The sequence below is a fragment of the Rhizobium sp. 21-4511-3d genome, assembly GCF_053522545.1.
Map to the genome: position 1 here is coordinate 295,818 of NZ_JBNWCF010000006.1, position 17,761 is coordinate 313,578.

Here is a 17,761-nt window from a genome sequence, read left to right on the forward strand (position 1 = left end):
GGCATCATGACTGATCTCGGTCTCAAGGGGCGCGCAGCACTGGTCACGGGCGCTTCCCGCAATATCGGCCGCGCCATCGCACTGGCGCTCGCCGATGCCGGCGCCTCGATCGCCATCGTCGCCCGTTCCGACAGGGAGGCCGCGGAAGCGGTCGCGAGCGAGGTCGAGGCTTTCGGCGTCAAGGCCAAGGTCCTGATCGGCGATGTCGCGAGCGAGGCGGATGCCGCAAGGCTGGTCTCCGAAGCCGCCTCGGCGCTCGGCCGCTTGGACATTCTGGTCAACAATGCCGCGATCCGCCGCGAAGCGCCGGTCGAGGAGCTCTCCTACAAGGACTGGCGGGACGTGATCAGCGTCACACTCGACGGTGCTTTCCTGATGAGCAGGGCGGCAATCCCGCATCTGCGGGCGGGCGGCAGCGGCGCGATCATCAATATCGGCGGACTGACGGCCTATACCGGTGCGGTCAACCGCGTCCACGTCGTCTCGGCCAAGGCCGGTCTCGATGGCATGACAAAGGCGTTGGCCCAGGAACTCAGCCCTGACGGCATCACGGTCAACCTCGTCTCGCCGGGGATGATCGAGACCAATCGCGAGCATACCAAGGCGGGCGATCCGGCCCATCACAAGACGACGCGCACGCTGGTCGGGCGGCGCGGCACGCCGGAAGAGGTGGCGGCAGCCGTTGCCTATCTCGCCAGCATGCAGGCGCGTTTCACCACCGGCCAGACGCTGCATATCAACGGCGGCGCCTTCCTGCCTTGACCGATCGCCCGCGACTCGCGGAAACAGTCTGAACAACGTTCCCCGGCGCATCGCCGCCGGGGCTCAAGCGCATGATGGACCCGTAGGATGTCTGTACCGGAATCCCTGCGGCCGGCGGACCGGCCGAGCCTCGCCGCCCTCTTCCTTCTCTGCTTCAAGGTCGGGATACTGAGCTTCGGCGGCGGTCTTTCCGGGTGGCTCTACCAGGAATTCGTGCTGCGCAAGGAACTCGTCAGCGACGAGGATTTCTCGACCAGCCTGGCGATCTCGCAGATGCTGCCCGGCGCCAATGTGGTCAATCTCGTCATCTGCCTCGGCGAGCAGCTGCGCGGCCCCCTCGGCTCCATCGCCTGTTTCACCGGCTTTCTCGTCGGCCCGTTCTTCGCGGTGATCGGCCTCTACAAGCTCTTCGATCTGCTGGCGGGTTACGAACTGCTACCCGTCGTCTTCAACGGCATCGCCTTCGCCGCGATCGGCCTTCTGCTGTTGACCTGCATCCAGGGAAGCCGCCGTGCGATCCGCTTTCCGCCGGCCGCCATCGTTATCGCGCTGACAGCCTTTCTCGTCGGCGTGCTCGAATGGCCGCTGATCCCCGTCGTTTTCGCCATTGCGCCCTTCAGCATCGCGCTCGCCTGGAAGAGGCGGTAGATGCGCGACAATCCCCTCATCAGCCTCGCCCTCGTCTTCATCCCGTTCTCGCTGACCTCGATCGGCGGTGGCGCGGCGATCATCGCCGGGCTGCAGAACGAGACGGTCAACGTGCATGGCTGGCTGACGCAGGCGGAATTTCTGCATCTTTTCGGCGTGTCGCGGGCAGCGCCCGGTCCGGGTACCATGCTCGCCACCGTGATCGGCTGGAAGGTCTCCGGCTGGCTCGGCGCGCTGATCGCTTCGCTGGCGCTGTTCCTGCCCTCGTCGCTGCTCTGCTACGCCGTCTTCCGGCTGACCAATACCCACCGTGACAAGGAGTGGCACCGCGCCATGCGCGAGGGGCTCGCGCCGATCGGCACCGGCCTGATCATCGCCGGTGTCATCTCGCTGTTCCGGGTCGCAGAAGGCGGCGTGCTGGCGCTTGTCATCGCCGCACTCTCCTGCGTCCTGCTCTACTGGAAACCGAAAATGCCGGTGGTCGCCGTTCTCGCGCTTGGCGGAGCGGCTGCGGCCCTTGCCCATTACTGGCCGCAGCTGACCGGTTTCTGACCGCTAGCCGAGCGCAGCGATGATGCCTCGCGTCATCCCGTCCGTGCCGGCAGTACCGCGGATGTCGCGCGTGCGGGTCTCGGGATTGGCAAGCGCTCTGGCAATCGCCCTTTCCATGATCGCCCCTGCCTCGACCGCCTGCGGGATGCCGCGATTGTGCCCCAGCCACTCGATCATCATCCGGGCCGACTCGATCATCGCGAAGGGATTGGCAATGCCCTTGCCCGCGATGTCGGGCGCCGAGCCATGCGTCGCCTGCGCCATCGCGAGATTGCCCTCGCCGATGCAGAGGCCGGGCGCCATGCCGAGACCGCCGACCAGACCCGCCGCCTCGTCGGTCAGGATATCGCCGAACATGTTGGTGGTGACGATGACGTCGAAGCTCTGGGGATCGCGGATCAGCCGCATCGCCATCGTATCGACGATGACCTCATCGACCGTCACATCAGGAAATTCCTTGGCGACCCTATGGCACTCCTCGACGAACATGCCGCAGCCGAGCTTGAAAACGGTGTTCTTGTGCACGACCGTCAACCGCTTCTTGCGCTGCCGGGCGATCTCGAAGGCGGCTCTCGCCACGCGCGAGGAGCCGAGCCGGGTGATGACGCGCACCGAAATCGTCATCTCCTCCGTCGGGCGGAATTCGCCGGAACCGGCCACGACATTCCGGTCCGGCTGGAAGCCCTCGTTATTCTCGCGGACGATAACCAGATCGATATCGTCATAGATGGCGCCGAGCCCCGGAAAAGACTTCGTGGGGCGGACATTGGCGAAGAGATTGAACCCCTTGCGCATGATCGGATGCGGATTGATGGCACCCGGCACTTTCGGATAGGCCTGATGGCCGATCGGCCCCAGAATGAAGCCATCCATCTTGGCGAGCGTCTCCATGGTCCCCTCGGGAAAAGTCGAGCCATGCGTATCGAGCGCCGTCCGCCCGATCGGCATCGGCCGCCAGTCGATCTTCAGCCCGGTCTTTTCCGCCGCTGCCTTCACCACATCCACCGCCGCCGGCACGATCTCGTGGCCGATATCGTCTCCATTGAGAATACCGATGACCAGATGACTTTCCATGCAATGCCTCCCTCGTTGCCGGGCGACCTTGCGTTTCAAATTGTAGATTGTCAACAATTTTCAGGACGAATAATCGCCCTGCGAAAGGCGGAGCCATTCAGCCCTTGCGGGCTTCGCCGGCGTTCCTGGCGCGGATGATGCCGTTGAGGATATGGGTGCGCGCCGTCATCAGCGCCCGAACCGGATCGCGGGCGGCCAGCGCATCGACGATCGCCCGGTGCTCCTCGTTCGAGACATGCAGCATGTCGGGGCCGGAGAGCGCGCGGTAGCGCTGGATATGCAGCTCGCGCACGAAGCTCTGATAGGTGGCGGCCAGCCGCAGGTTCCCGGCCATGCTGGCGATCTGCTTGTGGAACTCGAGGTTGACGGGATAGTAGATATGCAGGTCGCCGAGAGCAACGATCTCTTCCATCTTGTCGATCAGCCCGCGGAGCACCGCAAGCTCCGCATCGGTGATCCGCTCGGCAAGCATCATCGCCATGCAGCCGAAGACGCCGGCGCGGGCCTCCGACAGATCAAGCGCCTCGTCGGTGCTGAGCGCCCGGATGAAGAAGCCGCGGTTCGGAATGATCTCGATCAGCCCCATGGCGGCGAGCGCGCTGCAGGCCTCCCGGATCGGTCCGCGGCTGACGCCGAGGCGCTGCGACAGGCCGTTTTCGTTGACTCGCTCGTTCGGCTTTAGCTCACCGTCGATGATCATCCGCTCGATCTCGGCTTGCACGACATTGGCAAGCGAACGGGTCCGCAGGATGTCGATGGCCGAGAGGTTCTGGGTGGAATCTGACATTGGCAAACGGTCCGCCTGGTTCCGGGATCAAAGCAACATATTAGCGTGCAGTCATTTCCACACTCGCGGCAAAGTTCAACCCCAAATCGGCATTTGAGCCTCAAAGGTTCCGCGCAATCACCATCTTCTGTACGTCGCTGGTCCCCTCATAGATCTGGCAGATGCGGACATCGCGGTAGATGCGCTCCACCGGATAATCGGCCATATAGCCATAGCCGCCATGGATCTGCAGCGCCGCGGAACAGACCGCTTCGGCCATCTCCGATGCAAAGAGCTTCGCCATCGACGCTTCGGAGAGGCACGGCTCGCCGGCCTCTTTCAAAGCCGCCGCATGCAGGACGAGCTGGCGCGCCGCCTCGATCTTCGTCGCCATTTCGGCAAGCCGAAAGGAAATCGCCTGATGCTCGGCGATCGCCTTGCCGAAGGCGGTTCGCTCACGGGCATAATCGCGCGCCGCCTCGAATGCCGCCCGCGCCATGCCGACCGCCTGCGCGGCAATGCCGATGCGGCCGCCTTCGAGATTGGCGAGCGCAATTCTGTAGCCGTCGCCCTCCTCGCCCAGTCGAAGGGCGGCCGGGATGCGCATGCCGTTGAAGGCGATCTGGCAGGTATCGGATGCGTGCAGCCCGAGCTTGTCCTCGACGCGAACCACTTCGTAGCCCGGTGTATTCGTGGGCACGATGAAGGCGGTGATGCCCTTCTTTCCGGCCGCCGGATCGGTCACCGCGAATACGATGATCACGTCGCCGTTCTTGCCGGACGTGATGAACTGCTTGGCGCCGGTGATGATATAATCACTGCCGTCCCGCTCCGCTCTCGTCTTCAGGTTCGAGGCATCGGAGCCCGCCTGCGGTTCGGTCAGCGCAAAGCCGCCGATCCATTCGCCCGATGCCAGCTTCGGCAGGAAGCGCTGTTTCTGTTCCTCGCTGCCGAAGCGCAGGATGGGCACGCAGCCGACCGAGCTGTGAACACTCATGATCGTCGAGCAGGCGCCGTCGCCGGCGGCAATCTCCTCGATCGCCAGTGCATAGGCGATCGCGCCTGTTTCCGAGCCGCCATATTCCTCCGGAACCAGCATGCCGAGCAGGCCAAGCTCGCCCATCTCCCGCAATTCCTCGCGCGGAAAACTGTGCTCCTTGTCACGGCGGGCAGCACCCGGCGCAAGGCGCTCCTGCGCGAAGGCGCGCGCCATGTCGCGGATCTGGATCTGGGTTTCGTCGAGCCGCATATGCCTCTCCCTCAGATCCGCTCGAAAGCCATGGCCGTCGCCTCGCCGCCGCCGAGACAAAGCGAAGCCATGCCGCGCTTCAAACCATGGCGATGCATGGCCGAGAGCAGCGTCACGATGATGCGGGCGCCGGAAGCGCCGATCGGATGGCCGAGCGCGCAGGCGCCGCCGTGGATATTGATCTTCTCGGCCGGAAGCCCGAGATCGTGCATCGCCGCCATCGGCACGACGGCGAAGGCCTCGTTGATCTCGAAGAGGTCGACATCGCCAAGCGCCCAGCCGGTCTTTTCCGAGAGCTTGCGCAACGCGCCGACAGGCGCCGTCGTGAACAGATTGGGTGCCTGCGAATGCGTCGCATGGCCGGTGATGGCGGCAATCGGCGTCAAACCGCGCCGCTCCGCCTCCGAGCGCCTGATCATGACGAGCGCCGCCGCACCATCGGAGATCGAGGCCGAACTTGCGGCCGTCACCGTGCCGCCATCGCGAAACGCTGGTTTCAGCGAGGGAATGCGGGCCGGATCCGCCTTGCCCGGCTGCTCATCCCGGCTGATCTCGCGGCTGGTCTTTCCGGATTGCACCTGGACCGTCACCGTCTCGGCATCGAAAAGCCCGCCGTCGACGGCGCGTTTGGCCTTGTCGAGCGAAGCGATGGCATAATGGTCCTGAGCGTCACGGGTGAACTGATAGGCTTCGGCGCATTCTTCCGCGAACGTGCCCATCGAGCGGCCCTTGTCATAGGCATCCTCCAGGCCATCGAGAAACATGTGGTCGTGGATGGCGCCATGGCCCATGCGGTAACCGCTTCTGGCGCGCTTCAGAAGATACGGGGCATTGGTCATGCTCTCCATGCCCCCGGCAACGACCACCGACTGGCTGCCGGAGAGAATCTCGTCGTGGCCGATCATCGCCGCCTTCATGCCGGAGCCGCAGACCTTGTTGATGGTCGCGGCACCACAGTCATAGGGCAATCCGGCGCCGAGTGCCGCTTGCCGGGCCGGGGCCTGCCCCTGCCCTGCCGGCAGCACGCATCCCATCAGCACTTCGCCGATCGCCTCCACTGAAAGTCCGCTGCGCTCGATCGCAGCCCGAATTGCCGCCGAACCGAGATCGGTCGCCGCCACGTCCTTGAAGTCGCCCTGAAAGCCGCCCATCGGCGTGCGCGCCATGCCGGCGATCACCACCGGATCGTCTGATGTCATGAGATTGGCTCCTCCCTGCCTGGCTCATGGATGGATGCGCGATGTCTCCCGCGATCCTGTTACAAACATACCGCTGTTCGTCTCAAATGCCATGGCTGCATGCGGATGTCGCAAAAGAGCCAGCGGCTTCGCGTCTCGAATAGACAAGCCCCTTGGCGGATCGCTACATCTTATTGTCGTGGATCGACTGTAGTGCCGTTTCGGCCTGTATTAGATTCGGCGCACCAAGGTTCAAGGGTTCAAGTGATGGCGGAATTTCCAAGCAAGGCTAAAGTCGTAATCATCGGTCTCGGCGGCATCGTCGGCGCCTCGATCGCTCATCACCTGATCGAGCGTGGCTGGGACGACATTGTCGGCATCGACAAATCGGGCATCCCGACGGATATCGGATCGACGGCACATGCCTCCGACTTCTGTTACACCACCAGCCACGACTATCTCAGCGTCTGGACGACCCAGTACTCGATCGATTTTTACGAGAAGATGGGCCACTACGCCCGTATCGGCGGCCTGGAAGTTGCCCGCACCGGCGACGACATCTGGATGGAAGAGATCAAGCGCAAGCTGAGCTCCGCCAAAGCCTTCGGCACCAATGCCCGCTACGTCACGCCCTCCGAGATCAAGGAAATGTTCCCGCTTATCGAGGAAGACCAGGTTCAGGGCGGCATGTTCGACCCCGACGCCGGCCTCGTCATTCCGCGCTCGCAGACGGTTGCTGGCAAGCTCGTCGATGCTGCCGAAAAGTCCGGCAAGCTCAAGATGTTCGGCAATACGCCGGCGAAGTCGCTGATCGTTGAAGGCGGCCGCATCAAGGGCGTCGTCACCCATCGCGGCACGATCATGGCCGATCACGTCATCGTCTGTGCCGGCCTCTGGGGCCGCCTGATCGCCGAAATGGTCGGCGAAGACCTGCCGGTCATGCCGGTCGATCATCCGCTGACTTTCTTCGGCCCCTATAACGAATTCGAAGGCACCGGCAAGGAAATCGGCTTCCCGCTGCTGCGCGACCAGGGCAACTCCGCCTATATGCGCGATACCGGCGATCCGGCCACGACCGAAGGCGGCCAGATCGAGTGGGGTTATTACGAGACCACCAATCCGCGCATGTGCCATCCGCGCGATCTTCTCGAAAAGCACGAAGCACGGCTCTCGCCGTCGCAGCGCGACCTCGAGATGGAACAGATCATCGAGCCGCTCGAGCGCGCCATGGAACTGACGCCGATCCTTGGCGAACTCGGCTATAACGAAGGCCACTCCTTCAACGGCCTGCTGCAGGTCTCGGCCGGCGGCGGCGCCTCCTGCGGCGAAAGCCAGAAGGTTCGCGGCCTCTGGTATTGCGTCGCCATCTGGGTCAAGGACGGCCCGGGCTACGGCAAGCTGATCGCCGACTGGATGACCGACGGCCGCACCGAGATCGACCACAACTCGATCGACTACGCCCGCTTCTACCCGCATCAGTTGACCGAAGAATTCATCGAGGGCCGCTGCTACGAAGCCGCCCAGAAGATCTATTTCCCGGCCGTTCACACCCGCGAACCCTATGCATCCGGCCGCAACGCCAAGCGCTCGCCCTTCTACGAACGCGAGAAGGAACTCGGCGGCTACTTCATGGAACTCGGCGGCTGGGAGCGTGCGCATGGCTACGCCGCCAACGAGCATCTGCTGGAAAAATATGCCGACCGCGTGCCGGTTCGCGAGAACGAATGGGACAACCGCCATTTCTGGCGCGTCTCGAATGCCGAACATCTGGCGATGAGCGAGGATTGCGGCATCGTCAATCTCAGCCACTTCCACATGGTGGACATCGAAGGTCCTGACCATGTCGACCTGCTCGAATGGCTCTGCGCCGCAAAGATCGGCGGCGACGGCAACATTGGCAAGGGCATCTACACCCACTTCCTCGACGACGAGGGCATGGTGCGCGCCGACTTCACCGTCATCCGCATGGCCGACCGCTGCCGCCTGATCAACGGCGCCGATGCCGGCCCGCGCGACTTCCACTATATGAAGCGCGTTGCTGAGGATCGCGGCCTTGACGTGACGATCACCGACGTTTCGGAGAAGTACATCACCATCGGCATCTGGGGACCCAACGCCCGCGAGACGCTGAAGAAGGTGGTTGCCGATCCCTCGGGCCTCGACGCCGAGAACTTCGCCTTCGCGGCGATCAAGCCGATCGAGATCGGCGGCAAGCCGGTCACCGCCTTCCGCATCTCCTATGTCGGCGAGCAGGGCTGGGAACTGCACATGAAATACGAAGACGGCCTCGCCGTCTGGGATGCGCTGCGTTCGACCGGCGTCATGCCGTTCGGTGTCGAGACCTACGCGAACTCGCGCCGCATGGAAAAAAGCCTGCGCCTGCAGAACGGCGATCTGCTTACCCAGTACAATCTGTTGGAAGCCGATCTGGCCCGTCCGAAGGTCAAGGAATCCGACTTCCGCGGCAAGGCCAAGCACCTGGAATACAAGGCGCGCGACCACCAGCCGGCAATGCTCTGCACCCTCGTCATGACCGAGAATACCGACAAGTCGGGCGTCAAGCGCTACCCCGTCGGTTCCATGCCGGTGATGGACCCGGAAACCGGCAAGGTGCTGATCGACGAGCTCGGCCGCCGCTCCTACACGACCTCGGTCGCCTTCGGCCCGACGCTCGGCAAGAACATCGCGCTCGCCTACCTGCCCTGGGATTATTGTCAGGTCGGCCGCAAGCTCAACATCGAGTATTTCGCCGAGACCTATCCGGTCGAAGTCGCAGCCGTCGGCTACAAGCCGCTCTACGACCCTGAAAACATCAACCCGCGCAGCTAAGGCCGCACCGGGTCAGCTTCGAAAGCCGCCGCAATAAACACGCGGCGGCTTTTTCGTTTCATTCGCCGCCGAGCGCAAAGACCGGGCACGGCTCGGCAATGCCGCGAAGCGGATGACTGCCGAGATCCACCAGCCCTTCCGGCACTTCGGACGCAAGCGCGCCGGAGACGAGAACCGTCTGCCCAAGTGGTTTGCAGAGACCTTCAAGACGGCTGACGAGATTGACGGCAGGGCCGATCGCGGTGAAATCCAGCCGGTCGGCCGCGCCGATATTGCCCCAGAAGATTTCGCCGAAATGCAGCGCCATGCCGAACGGCAATGAAGGGAGGCCATCGCCTTCTCGCGTGGCATTCAGGTGCTTCATGCCGGCCTTCGCCGCGTTGGCGGCGCGAATGGCGGCCGCGCAGGCATCATGCGCCGTCCCCGTCACAGGGAAGATCGCCAGCACGCCGTCGCCGATGAATTTCAACACCTCGCCGCCGAAGACGTTGACAGCACCGGTCACCCGCTCGAACCAAGCGTCGAGCGCAGCAATGACTGTTTCCGCCGGAGCACTTTCGGACATGGCGGTGAAATCGCGAAGATCGGCGCAAAGCAATGCCGCACGGATGGTCTCACCGCTACCACGCTTCAGCGCACCGGCGCCGACGCGGGCGGCACTACGCCTGCCGAGATAGGCTTCGAGCAACGCCGCACCCGCCAGCCGTGCCGAGATCGCCGCCAGCGGCGCCTTGGCAAACCGCGCGGCATCGTCGATCAGCGCCTGCTGCTCTGCACTGAACGGCTGGCTTCCCGCCCAACCGAGGAAGCGCACACCGCTTGCCTCACTGGCGAGCCCTTCCCTGGCGTTGCCGATCTCGGCCAGCCATTCACGCCCCGCCTGCGCCGAGACGCCGAAGCCGAGCGCTTCGATCACCTCGTTGCCGGCGGCGCGCCAGAGCCAGGTTCGCTGCGCGATGATCGGATGCGGCACGGCAAGCGTCAGCGCGATGCGGGCGACGGGAATGCCTTCGGCCAGCAGCATCCGGCCGAGTTCACCGAGAAACAGTTCCGGGGTTGCCGTCTGGCTCGCCTCATCGACCAGCCAGGCAAGGGAGGGAGGCATGTTCATGCAGCGATGATGCCATGGCCGCTAGGCCGTGTCATCCGAGGTTCAGCCGGTGCGGCCGGCATTCGAATCCGGTCCCGGATCCTTGCCCGCGACGACGGTGGCGAGACGATCGAGATAATGCGCCCAGCCCTCGGCATGACCGGCGCACTGCTCCGGCGTCGGCAGGCCGGTATGGGTCAGCCGCAGCAATGTACCATCGGGCTTCTCGATGAGGTCAATCTCCACGAGGCTCGACCCCGGCGGCACGATCTCGCTGCCATCCCAGCCGAAGCTGTAGGCGATGCGATGGACGGGGATCACCTCGCGGAACGTGCCGCGGGCGAAGCGGGCGCCGGTGACATTGACCAGATAGAGACCACCCGGCTCGGCCTCGACATGGGCCTCGGTTCCCATCCAGCGCAGGATCTTGTCGGGATCGGTCAGCAGCGCAAAGACCGCCGCAGGCGGCGCGGCCACATGGGTTTCCCGTTTGACGACCATTGTATCAGGCATGGCTCTCCCCCTGACCTTCTCTCCTGATGATCTAGGTTCCGCATCACAACTGCTCAAGGGGTGGCCCTGACAGCGCGCGGCTGCCGCCGGTTGCCGTATGCGGGAACGCCGGATAACGTATACAGAAAATCACTTCTCAGGATCCGCAATGTCCTCGAATTCCGATCGCGTCGAAGCCGCCACCCTCGCCCTGCGGCGCGCCATCATTGAACAGGCGCTGAAGGCCGGCACCAAGCTGCCCGAAGACGAGATCGGCCGGCACTTCTCGATGAGCCGGACGCTGGTGCGCGCTGTACTCGCCAAGCTGCAGACCCAGGGTCTCGTCGATACCTATCACAAGCGGACCGCGACCGTGGCGCGGCCGAGCCTGGAAGAGGCCCGCGATGTCTTTGCCGTGCGCCGTTCGCTGGAACGCGAGGCCATGAGAAGCGTGATGAAGCGCTGGTCGCCCGAGATCGAGAAGGCTCTGAAAAATCACGTGAAAGAGGAAGAAGCGGCGCATGCCAAGGGCGATGCGCGGCTTTCCACCCGGCTTGCCGGCGAGTTTCACCTGAAGCTCGCGACGCTCTCCGGCAATACGGTGTTGGAACGCTACCTTTTCGAGCTGGTGTCGCGCTGCTCGCTGATCCTCGCCATGTACAGCCGCCCGCATTCCAGCGAATGCGCCATCAGCGAGCATTCCGCCCTGATCGCCGCCCTCAAAGCGCAGGATGCCGCGGCGGCCGAACGTTTGATGGACGAGCATCTCGTGTCGGTAGAGACGCGCGCGCTGATCACCGACGAGACGGAGACTGCACCCGATCTCGGCAGCATCCTCTCGCGCTACAGCAGCGCCCGGTAGCGCCGCCTATTTTTCAATCATGTATACATGATTTTGCCTTTTATGTAGACATGATATATGAGCATTCGCGAAACCGTGCCGGTCAAGCGGGTCTCCAAGCCCTGCGATCCGTGCCCGGCAGATATTTCATCCCATAGGCCGCCAACTGGCATTGCTCTTGCACGTCATATCCCGAGTGAGTCAGGCGCCCGGCGGCAGAACAACAAGGAGAACGAGATGGCCGAGATCGAGACCGTCTTTACCAATGCGCGCCTCGCCGATGGATCGCTGGCGGATATCGGCGTTTCCGGCGGCAGGATCGCCGCGATTTCACCGGCAGGCGCTGCAGGTGGCGCAGGCAGCACCGTCGATCTCGGGGGCATGCTGGTCGTGCCCGGTTTCGTCGAGGGCCATATCCATCTCGACACCAGCTTCTATGGCGACGCGTGGATCCCGCATAAGCCCTGCACCAACGGCTTCGATGTCCATGAGCGCGTCGCGTTCCAGGCGCAGAATATGGCTCAGGCCGCGCCTATGGACGAGCGCGCCCGCAACCAGCTCGATCTCTGCATCGCCAATGGCGCAACGGCCATGCGCAGTCATGTCATGGTCGACGGATCGGTCGGCCTGACGTCTCTCGAGACGATCCTGAAGGTCCGCGAGGACTACCGCGATCTGATCGATATCCAGCTCGTCGCCTTCCCGCAGAGCGGCATCCTGAAAAGCCCCGGCACACCCGAACTCCTCGACCGGGCCATCGCGCTAGGAGCAGACCTCGTCGGTGGCCTCGATCCGGCAAGCTTCGACCGCGATGTGACGGGCCATCTTGACGTTGTCTTCGGCGTTGCCGAAAAGCACGGCGTCGATGTCGATATCCATCTGCATGATGCCGGCACGCTCGGTCTCTTCACCATCGAGGAGATCTGCGCGCGGACTGTGGCGCTCGGCATGTCCGGCCACGTCACCGTCAGCCATGCCTACGGGCTGGGCGACCTGCCTCCGGATGCGGCAAGAAAGGCGGCCGACCTGATCGCCGCGAGCGGCGTTTCGATCATGACCAATGCGCCCGGCAATCACAATTTTCCGCCGGTCGCCTTGCTGCGCAAGGCAGGCGTGACCGTCTTCAGCGGCAGCGACAATATCCGCGACTCCTGGTGGCCCTACGGCGATGGCGACATGCTGCGCCGGGCCGAAATCATCGGCTACCGCTCCGGCTTCTATACCGATGACGAGCTGGCCGCCGCCTTCGACGTCGTGACCGCGGCAGGCGCCAAGGCGCTGCGGCTGGAGGGCTACGGCCTTCAACTCGGCAGCAAGGCAGACTTCGTGACCTTACCGGCCGAGCACATTCCGCAGGCCGTCGTCGGCGTGCCGAAGGGCCGCAAGGTCTTCAAGTCCGGCAAGCTGGTTGCCGAAGACGGCGTGGTGATCCGCCGATGACGACGGCGAGCCGCCAGACATCAGGCAGCGATGCCGCGTCCACGAGCGCCATGGTGACAGCGCCGCATTGGCTTGCAGCGGAGGCCGGTGCCAAAGTCCTCCGTCGCGGTGGCAATGCCATCGAGGCGGTGATCGCGGCCGGTGCGGCGCTTTCGGTCGTCTATCCGCACTTCTGCGGGCTCGGCGGCGATGCGATCTGGCTCGTCGCCGATCGCTCCGGCACCGCCACGTCCTTCCTCGGCATCGGTCAGGCGGCCATGACCCTGCCCGAGATCCTGGCAATCCCGCTTCGCGGACCGATGTCGGCTCTCACCACGGCGTGCCTCGTCGACAGCTGGGGCACGCTCCTTGCTCATTCGGCGGAAAGCTGGAACGGCAAAGAAAAACTCGCCGCCCTGCTGGAGGACGCGATCGCTCTGGCGGAAAACGGCTTCCCCGTCAGCCCCTCTCAGAGCTTCTGGCACCGGTTCCGGGAAAAGGAAATCCCGGACTGGCTGGGCTTTGCGGCGACTTTCGCCGCCGATGGCACACAGCGCCAGCCTGCCCTGGCGAAGACATTGCGCGCCATTGCCGACCATGGCCCACGCGAGTTCTACGAGGGCGAGCTTGCCGCCCGGATTGCCGCCGGGCTGGCTTCGGCCGGTTCACCTTTGACCGCAGAGGACCTGGCGAGAACCAAGACCCGTACGGCCAACCCCCTGTCGCTCGGTTATCGCGGCCTGACCCTCCTGGCGCCCCCGCCGCCGACGCAGGGCGTCACCACGCTCGGCATCATGGGGGTTCTCCGCCAGTTCAACATGGCAGCGCTCGAGCCGGACAGCGCCGCTTTCTACCACCGCCTCGTCGAAGCGGTGAAACAGGCCTTCCTCGATCGCACCGGGATCGCCGATCCGGATTTCGCCGATGTCGATTGCGAGGCCTTGCTGAATGGCACCCGCCTAGCTGCCAAGGCGGCCGCGATCGACCCACAGAAGGCGATGTCCTGGCCGCAGCCCTACAAGCACGGCGATACGGCATTTCTGGCCGCGACCGACAGCGAGGGACGCAGCGTCTCGATGCTCCAGAGCATCTATTTCGATTGGGGAAGCGGCGTCGTGGCCGGGGATACCGGCATCCTCTGGCAGAACCGCGGCGCCGCTTTCAGCCTCGATCCCGCAAGTCCCAATCGGCTGACGCCCGGCAAGCGTCCGTTCTACACCCTGAACCCCGGCATGGCGCTGAAGAACGGGCGTCCGCACCTGCTCTACGGCACACAGGGCGCCGACGGGCAGCCGCAGACGCTGTCGCTACTGTTGTCGCTGCTGATCGACCACGGGCTCGACCCGCTGGCGGCCCTGTCGCAGCCCCGCTTCCTGCTCGGGCGCACCTTCTCCGATGTGAGGGACACGCTGAAGATCGAGGCCAATGCCGGGGCTGGTGTCTTCGAGGAATTGCAGGCCATGGGCCACGAGGTGAGCAGTATCGATGCCTTCAGCCAGCTGGGCGGACAGGCAGGCGTCATCCGCATCGGCAAGACGATCGATGGCGCGCATGATCCGCGCAGCGACGGCGGGGCGATCGGTATCTGACCATGGCGACACCGCTCTTCGATCTCCTCATCCGCAATGCCAGCCTCGAAGATGCGGACGACCCTGTCGATATCGGCATATCAGCCGGGATGATCGCGGCGATCGGATCGAACCTCGTTTGCGAAGCCGTCGAAACCGTCGATGCCGAGGGCGCCTTCGCGAGCTGCGGCGTCACCGACAGCCATGTCCATCTCGACAAGGCCTGCATCCTCGACCGCTGCAGCATCTGCGAGGGCACGCTCGCCGAAGCCGTGCGCGAGACCGTCGTCGCCAAGGCAGGCTTCACCGAGGCCGATGTCTATGCCCGCGCCGCCCGCGTCGTCGAGAAAGCAATCGTCAATGGCACGATGCGGATGCGAACCTTCGTGGAGATCGATCCCCGCGCCGGCATGCGCTCCTTCGAGGCGATCAAGCGCATCCGCAGCGACTATGCCTTCGCGGTCGACATCGAGATCTGCGCCTTCGCGCAGGACGGCCTGACCAATGAACCCGAAACTTTCGCGATGCTTGATCAGGCGCTGGCGGATGGCGCCGATCTCATCGGTGGCGCGCCCTATATCGATCCCGATCCGCACGGTCAGATCCGCATGATCTTCGATCTGGCGGAAAAGCACGGTGTTCCCGTGGATTTCCACCTCGATTTCGACCTGTCGCCGGAAAAGAGCAACCTGCCCGAAGTCATCGAGGAGACGCTGAGGCGCGGTTATCAGGGCCGCGTCTCGCTCGGGCACATGACCAACCTGTCGGCGCTCGCGCCGGACGAATTGCGCGCCGTTGCCCAGAAACTGAAAGCCGCAGGCATCGCCATCACCGTGCTGCCGTCGACGGACCTCTTCCTCAACGGCCGCAGCTTTGACCGGCTGGTACCGCGCGGCGTCGCCCCTGCGCATCTCCTGGCTTCGGAGGGCGTGCTGACATCGATCGCCAGCAACAACATCCTCAATCCCTTCACGCCTTACGGCGACGCCTCGCTGATCCGCATGGCAAACCTCTATGCCAATGTCGCGCAGCTCTCACGCCGCCAGGATATGCAGCTCGCCTTCGACATGATCGAGCGCTCCGCGGCAGAGATCCTGGGAAAGAGACAAAAGATCGCCGTCGGCGAACCCGCCGACATCATCCTCATCGACTGCGGTGACCGCGAACAGGCGATCCGCGAAAACGCCCGCGTCATCTTCGGCTGCAAAGGCGGGCGCAAGACGTTCGAGGCGCAGAGGCCGATCCTGTTCCGGCCTCGCTGACCGGAACAGGAAGGCCTCAGGCCGTCCGCTTCGATTTCAATCCGCTCTCGAAGGTCTGGTTATCCTTGCCGATGCCGTAAGATTTCTCGCCGGATTTGCCGATCAGCGGGAAGAGCAGCTCGGCGACATGGAATGCCTCTTCGAGATGCGGATAGCCCGAACCGATGATGGTCTCGACGCCGATCTCCCGATATTCGCGCAGGCGCGCCGCGATATTTTCCGGGCTCCCGACCAGCGCCGTCCCGGCGCCGCCGCGCACGAGGCCATGACCGGCCCAGAGGTTCGGCGCGATGACAAGCTTGTCGCGGCTCCCCTGATGCAGCGCCGACATCCGCTTCTGGCCGACCGACTGCGATACGTTGAGGAATTCATTCTGCGCCTCGGCGATCTGTTCGTCGGTGACGCGGCTGATCAGCTCGTCGGCGGCAGCCCAGGCCTTGTCGTCGGTTTCGCGGACGATGAAATGGATGCGCAGGCCGAAGCGGATCTTGCGTCCCTCGGCAAGGGCACGCTCCTTGACCCGGGTGATCTTCTCGGCCAGCAGAGCGGGCGGTTCTCCCCAGCTCAGATAGACGTCGGCATGCTTGGCGGCGACAGCGATGCCTGCATCCGAGGAGCCGCCGAACCAGATCGGCGGATGCGGAGCCTGCACCGGCGGAAACGAAAGTCCGCGTCCATGCGAGGAGAGATACTTGCCTTCGAAATCCGGATTTTCGCCGGAGAGAATCCGCCGCCAGATGGTCAGGAACTCGTCGGTCTGCTCGTAGCGCTCGCCATGCCCGAGCTTGTTACCGTCTCCGGCAAGATCGGCGGGATCAGCACCCGTCACCACATTGAACAGCGCCCTGCCGCCGGAGATGCGGTCGAGGGCCGCAGCATGACGCGCGAACATGGCAGGCGTTGCGCTGCCCGGGCGGAGCGCCACGAGGAAACGAAGCCGTTCCGTCAGCGGCACCAGCGAGGCGGCGGTGATCCAGGCATCCTCGCAATAGGTGCCGGTCGGAAGCAGTACGCCTTCGAAGCCGAGCCGGTCGGCTGCCTGGGCGATATCGCGCATATAGCCGAAGGTCGGCGGACGGTGGCGTTCGTCGCTTCCGAGGTAGGGACCATCGCCATGGGTCGGCAGGTACCAGAAAAAGTTCAGCGGAGGATTTGCATGTGCGGTCATGGGTCGGATCCGGATGTCAGAGTTTGCCCTTCCAGGGCACGAGCTGTTTTTCGAGGAAACGCATCGCCGCGGTGAAGGCGAAGGCGAAGATGGCGATGACAATCAGGCCGACGAAGACGACATCCGTTGCCAGGAAATTGGAGGCGGACATGATCATGTAGCCAACGCCAGATTGCGCCGCGATGAGCTCGGCGGCCACCAGTGTCGAAAGCGTTGCACCGATCGCGATGCGCAGACCCGTCAGAATCTCAGGCAGCGCAGAGGGAAGGACGATCGTCGTGAAGAGCTGGAGGCTGTTCGCGCCCAGCGACTGGGCGGCATTGATGCGCTCCTGCGGCACAGAGCGGACACCGGCTTGCGCCGCATAGCAGATCGGCGCGAAGGCAGAGAGACTGAGGAGCAGGATCTTCGAGGATTCGCCGATGCCGAGCCAGATGATCAGCAGCGGCAGATAGGCAAGCGGCGGCAGACCCCAGTAGATGTCGATCGGCACGCTCAGCACGCCTTTCGCCCAGCGATTCAGCCCCATGATCAGGCCGATCGGCACGCCGAGGCCGATGCCGAAGGCGAGCGCCACGCTGATGCGACCAAGGCTCGCCAGAATATGTTCGGCCAGCGTGCCATTGGCATATCCATCAGCGGCGATCGCCTGAAACTGGACGAGCACTTCGCCCGGTGAGGGAAGGAAGAGTGGGGAGGCGAGATGGTACCGCGTCGCGATCACCCATCCGAAGAGGAGTGCCACCAGGGTCGCGGCACTGATCGCGAAGGTGCCCGTCGCCGGTTTGCGAACGCGTGGCCTGCGCTCGGGCGAAGTCGCGCGGGCTGCTGTGGCTGGTTCTGCCAATACGCTCATAGTCGAA

At 64.1% G+C, this 17,761-nt stretch carries 16 protein-coding genes; 8 read left to right on the plus strand and 8 right to left on the minus strand.

Going from position 1 to position 17,761, the window contains the following annotated elements; translation table 11 throughout:
• Positions 1 to 6: 6 nt before the first annotated feature.
• The 3 genes from ACQZ5H_RS15860 to ACQZ5H_RS15870 all read left to right on the plus strand — a co-directional run bounded on the left by ACQZ5H_RS15860 (position 7) and on the right by ACQZ5H_RS15870 (position 1,962).
• Positions 7 to 762, plus strand: coding sequence for an SDR family NAD(P)-dependent oxidoreductase (locus tag ACQZ5H_RS15860; RefSeq protein ID WP_449098308.1), 756 nt, complete (start codon positions 7 to 9; stop codon positions 760 to 762).
• 87 nt (positions 763 to 849) lie between these two features.
• Positions 850 to 1,410, plus strand: a complete 561-nt coding sequence (locus tag ACQZ5H_RS15865; protein WP_449098309.1) for a chromate transporter — start codon at positions 850 to 852, stop codon at positions 1,408 to 1,410.
• Positions 1,411 to 1,962, plus strand: coding sequence for a chromate transporter (locus tag ACQZ5H_RS15870; RefSeq protein WP_449098310.1), 552 nt, complete (start codon positions 1,411 to 1,413; stop codon positions 1,960 to 1,962).
• Positions 1,963 to 1,965: 3 nt separating this feature from the next.
• Here the strand turns inward: ACQZ5H_RS15870 and ACQZ5H_RS15875 are convergent, their stop codons facing one another.
• From ACQZ5H_RS15875 to ACQZ5H_RS15890, 4 genes are all read right to left on the minus strand, one after another.
• Positions 1,966 to 3,036 carry an isocitrate/isopropylmalate dehydrogenase family protein gene (locus ACQZ5H_RS15875; RefSeq protein ID WP_449098311.1) on the minus strand — a complete coding sequence of 357 codons (1,071 nt, stop codon included), beginning with the start codon at positions 3,034 to 3,036 and terminating at the stop codon, positions 1,966 to 1,968.
• A 97-nt stretch (positions 3,037 to 3,133) separates the two neighbouring features.
• The gene (locus ACQZ5H_RS15880) at positions 3,134 to 3,823 is read right to left on the minus strand and encodes an FCD domain-containing protein (RefSeq protein WP_130281696.1); all 690 of its coding nucleotides are present in this window, start codon (positions 3,821 to 3,823) and stop codon (positions 3,134 to 3,136) included.
• A 100-nt stretch (positions 3,824 to 3,923) separates the two neighbouring features.
• Positions 3,924 to 5,051 (minus strand): acyl-CoA dehydrogenase family protein, encoded by a 1,128-nt coding sequence (locus tag ACQZ5H_RS15885; RefSeq protein WP_449098312.1) that lies wholly within the window; start codon positions 5,049 to 5,051, stop codon positions 3,924 to 3,926.
• 11 nt (positions 5,052 to 5,062) lie between these two features.
• On the minus strand, positions 5,063 to 6,250 hold the full coding sequence (locus tag ACQZ5H_RS15890) for an acetyl-CoA C-acyltransferase (RefSeq protein WP_449098313.1): 1,188 nt from the start codon (positions 6,248 to 6,250) through the stop codon (positions 5,063 to 5,065).
• Positions 6,251 to 6,496: 246 nt separating this feature from the next.
• Here ACQZ5H_RS15890 and ACQZ5H_RS15895 point away from each other — a divergent pair, with 246 nt between their 5' ends.
• Positions 6,497 to 9,058 carry a GcvT family protein gene (locus tag ACQZ5H_RS15895; protein WP_449098314.1) on the plus strand — a complete coding sequence of 854 codons (2,562 nt, stop codon included), beginning with the start codon at positions 6,497 to 6,499 and terminating at the stop codon, positions 9,056 to 9,058.
• 58 nt (positions 9,059 to 9,116) lie between these two features.
• Here the strand turns inward: ACQZ5H_RS15895 and ACQZ5H_RS15900 are convergent, their stop codons facing one another.
• Both ACQZ5H_RS15900 and ACQZ5H_RS15905 read right to left on the minus strand, forming a co-directional pair.
• Positions 9,117 to 10,169 (minus strand): adenylate/guanylate cyclase domain-containing protein, encoded by a 1,053-nt coding sequence (locus ACQZ5H_RS15900; protein ID WP_449098315.1) that lies wholly within the window; start codon positions 10,167 to 10,169, stop codon positions 9,117 to 9,119.
• Positions 10,170 to 10,211: 42 nt separating this feature from the next.
• Entirely contained in the window at positions 10,212 to 10,661 is a 450-nt protein-coding gene (locus ACQZ5H_RS15905; RefSeq protein WP_112711261.1) for an SRPBCC family protein, read from the minus strand.
• Positions 10,662 to 10,809: 148 nt separating this feature from the next.
• Here ACQZ5H_RS15905 and ACQZ5H_RS15910 point away from each other — a divergent pair, with 148 nt between their 5' ends.
• The 4 genes from ACQZ5H_RS15910 (at position 10,810) to ACQZ5H_RS15925 (ending at position 15,730) form a co-directional block, all read left to right on the plus strand.
• Positions 10,810 to 11,502 (plus strand): GntR family transcriptional regulator, encoded by a 693-nt coding sequence (locus tag ACQZ5H_RS15910; RefSeq protein ID WP_449098316.1) that lies wholly within the window; start codon positions 10,810 to 10,812, stop codon positions 11,500 to 11,502.
• Positions 11,503 to 11,718: 216 nt separating this feature from the next.
• Positions 11,719 to 12,921: an amidohydrolase family protein gene (locus ACQZ5H_RS15915; protein ID WP_449098317.1), complete on the plus strand. Its 1,203-nt coding sequence runs from the start codon at positions 11,719 to 11,721 to the stop codon at positions 12,919 to 12,921.
• Positions 12,918 to 14,489, plus strand: coding sequence for a gamma-glutamyltransferase family protein (locus ACQZ5H_RS15920; RefSeq protein WP_449098318.1), 1,572 nt, complete (start codon positions 12,918 to 12,920; stop codon positions 14,487 to 14,489). Before ACQZ5H_RS15915 ends, ACQZ5H_RS15920 begins: the two co-directional genes overlap by 4 nt.
• 2 nt (positions 14,490 to 14,491) lie before the next feature.
• On the plus strand, positions 14,492 to 15,730 hold the full coding sequence (locus tag ACQZ5H_RS15925; protein ID WP_449098319.1) for an amidohydrolase family protein: 1,239 nt from the start codon (positions 14,492 to 14,494) through the stop codon (positions 15,728 to 15,730).
• Between the two features lie 16 nt (positions 15,731 to 15,746).
• On the opposite strand, the gene ssuD is transcribed toward ACQZ5H_RS15925, so the two are convergent.
• Positions 15,747 to 16,898 (minus strand): FMNH2-dependent alkanesulfonate monooxygenase, encoded by a 1,152-nt coding sequence (gene ssuD, locus ACQZ5H_RS15930; RefSeq protein WP_449098320.1) that lies wholly within the window; start codon positions 16,896 to 16,898, stop codon positions 15,747 to 15,749.
• A gap of 16 nt (positions 16,899 to 16,914) precedes the next feature.
• A complete protein-coding gene (locus ACQZ5H_RS15935) occupies positions 16,915 to 17,754 on the minus strand; it encodes an ABC transporter permease subunit (protein ID WP_449098321.1) in 840 nt (279 codons plus the stop codon).
• Positions 17,755 to 17,761 lie beyond the last annotated feature (7 nt).